General features: G+C 58.0%; 1 protein-coding gene. It reads right to left on the bottom strand.

Going from position 1 to position 276, the window contains the following annotated elements:
• Window positions 1-276 (bottom strand): hypothetical protein (locus LK536_RS58715; RefSeq protein ID WP_506092324.1); only part of this gene is annotated, 276 nt, incomplete at both ends.

Genomic DNA, 276 nt, shown 5'->3' on the forward strand with positions numbered 1-276 from the left:
CATCATCATGGGCATCGGTTTCTATCAGCTCCACCACCAGGCGGTCGCATTCATCCACCAGCATGTCACGCGTCTTTACGCGCCAGCTGTTGGATATGGAGGCGTTGGCAAAACCGATCCTGTACTTTCTTCCTGCTTCTGTTCCGGTTTCTCTTCCGGCTCCTGCCCCGTCCTGTCCTTCTGTCCCTGAACCTCCTTTATCCTCTATCCCGGATTTCTCCTGGACGGATGAAGCCGCCTCAGTCTTTGCCCCTGCATCCCCGGCCGCGGGCTGGC

It is taken from the genome of Clostridium pacaense, assembly GCF_020709765.2.
In the GTDB taxonomy this organism is placed as follows: Bacteria; Bacillota; Clostridia; order Lachnospirales; family Lachnospiraceae; genus Enterocloster; species Enterocloster hominis.